The 2,818-nt window shown below is 21.6% G+C and carries 2 protein-coding genes; both read right to left on the reverse strand.

Annotated features, from left to right (window positions below; all coding sequences use genetic code 11):
• Positions 1-213: 213 nt before the first annotated feature.
• The gene (locus BGI41_RS07550) at positions 214-939 is read right to left on the reverse strand and encodes a DUF11 domain-containing protein (RefSeq protein ID WP_088540088.1); all 726 of its coding nucleotides are present in this window, start codon (positions 937-939) and stop codon (positions 214-216) included.
• An 87-nt stretch (positions 940-1,026) separates the two neighbouring features.
• Positions 1,027-2,667 (reverse strand): right-handed parallel beta-helix repeat-containing protein, encoded by a 1,641-nt coding sequence (locus tag BGI41_RS07555; protein ID WP_088540089.1) that lies wholly within the window; start codon positions 2,665-2,667, stop codon positions 1,027-1,029.
• Between the last annotated feature and the right edge of the window lie 151 nt (positions 2,668-2,818).

Consider the following 2,818-nt stretch of genomic DNA (forward strand, 5'->3'; position numbering starts at 1 on the left):
TATAAATTATAAAAAAATCTTTAGTATTTTAATTAAAAAACATTAAAACAATTAAATATACTTATAAAATAAGAAAAAATAAATAATAAATCTAAAACACGAAAATACAAAAAATAAAACTTAAAATACGAAAATATAAAATAAAAAATAATAAAATAAAATAAAATAAAAAAATAAAAATTTAAAATTAAAATATAATTTTAATAAATTTAACTATTTTCGTCTTCTTGTATATAATGGAATACAAGCTAATGAGAATAGTAATAATACTAAAGGATTTCCAGTTTTAGGTAATTCTTTACCATAAACAACAGTATTATTTACAGAACTATTTTTAGGATTTCCTTGAATATTACTATTAGAATTTTTTGGAATATTATTATTAGGATTTCCCGGTGTATCATTACTTGGATTTTCTGGAGTATTATTATTCGGATTTTTTGGTGTATCATTATTTACATTAGTTGTATTATTTGTTGTTTTATTACCAGTTTCATTTGAACCTACAATAACTACATTTGTAAAATTACCAAGTTCTGTAGTATCAAATACTACATTAATTGTAACAGTTTCATTAACATACAATGGCCTATTTAAGGTCCAAACAGGTTTATCATCCACTAATTTATAAGTCCAACTATAATTTGACTTCCATGAATTAAATTTTAAACCTTCATACTCAGTTTCGTATACAGTAACATTATTTAAACTAATTGTACCATTATTTTTAACAATAATATTAAAAGAAGTTTTATTACCTATAGGAACTGAAGAAGTTACAGTTTCTTTAAAAACATCAAAGTCAGAAGTAATACTCTCTAATTTTGTCCTAATCAACATTAAGTTCTGATATTCTGGGTTAATTGTACATCCAAACTCATATATTCTTACAGTAGTATCGTTAATTATTTCAGTAGCACCATAATCAGGAATCCTCAAACCACTATCATAAAGACTAAGAACATCTTGAATAACAGAATCATTAAGAGTTCTAAAGTTTTCTCTAATAAAATCCCAAACATAAGGTTACATAGTTTTAGGATTTATTTTAAAATAATATTTATATAATAAAATTTTTAAATAGTCACCAACAGGTTCTCTTGAAATTTTATTAACAAGATAAATAGTGTCTACAAGATTTTGTTCAGTTCCAATACCTGCATAATTCATTGTATCTTCTGAACAGAATCCATTAAATCCATATTCTAAACTAACATTAATATATCCTTTTTCTGTTTGATAAATAGGATTTGTATTTTTAACTTTAATTGGAGTATCATTAATGGTAGTTAAATTTGAAGAAATGAATTTAAGAATATCAAATTTTGATGAATTTCCATTATTAAAAGTAGAATTACTAATAGTTAAATTACCATTAGTTATAATGGATCCACCTATCTTTGAAGAGATATTAATAAAACTACAATTATTTATAGTTCCATTTGAAATACCTAAAACTAAACTACCAAAGTATAAAGAATCAGTATTACTAAAAATACTATTATTAAAATAATAATTGTTTTTATCTAAAATATAACAACTACCATAAGCAGAATTTCCTTTATTAAATTTAGAATTATTAACAGTTAAATTATAATTATTATCATTACCTGTAAAATATAAATCTGACCCATAAAATGCACTATTATTATTAAAGGTACAATTATCTATATTACAATTAGATTTTTTAAGATTGATTGCACCACCAGTAGATATATAATTAACCTTTCCAATTTTTTCTTTACCAATTTTATTATTAATAAAACGAGAATTAATAATGGTTAAATTATCATAATTTGTAGATATAGCCCCTCCTTTAGTTTCAGAAGTACAATTAAGAAAAGTACAATTATCTATTAAACAATCCATTTTTACTAAATAAAGAGCTCCACCTTCTCCTGGAGAATAACAATTATAAAAACTAGTATTTTTAACTACAAATTTTGCATTAACTTGTTTAGAAAGATCTCCAACTGCCATAATTGCCCCAGCATAACTTTTACCAGTTAAATTTGAAAAAGTAGAATTGATAATTGTAATATCATTATTTGAAGCATGAATTGCATTTCCATTTGCAGATACCTCTAATTTTATATTAGAAAAATTTGTATTAGATATATACAAATTACCTTTCTGATTTAAATAAATATTAACTCCAGTGTTTTTATCAAAATCACAATTAGTTACAGACAATGAAGTATTAAGATTATTAGAATATATAATACCAGCATATCTATTATTAGTATAACCATTAATAAATTTTAAATTATTTAATTTTAAACTTACATTAGGTGCTGTAATATTAAAAAAACTTGTTTTATTCATTCCATTAAATACATGGCCATTACCATTTATAGTTAGATTCTTATTAATATTAACTCCTGTATTTGAATCAGTACTAGGGTCATATACATAATCAGAATCTAAATTTATTACATCATTATTATTTTTTGAATCAACAATATTTTGTAAATCAGTAAATGACTTAGAATTACTATTAGAATCCATTATAACTGTACTAGAATTATCATTTAATAAAATATTATTATCATCAGATAATGTATTAACGTCAGTATTATTTACATCACTTGCAAAAACACTATTTACTGAAAATAATACTATTAATAAAGAAAATATTAAAAATAGAGATTTAACTTTTTTATTCACTATTTTCACCTCCATTTAATTATTATATGATAAATATTAAATTTGTCATACTGTTCAATTATATATCCTTAAATAATATAAATAATTTACTTTTTAAGAAAAAATTATTAAAATGTCTAAAATAATAAAAAGATAAATAAAGTTAAAAAAC

It is taken from the genome of Methanobrevibacter sp. 87.7 (assembly GCF_002208625.1).
Taxonomy (GTDB): Archaea; Methanobacteriota; Methanobacteria; order Methanobacteriales; family Methanobacteriaceae; genus Methanarmilla.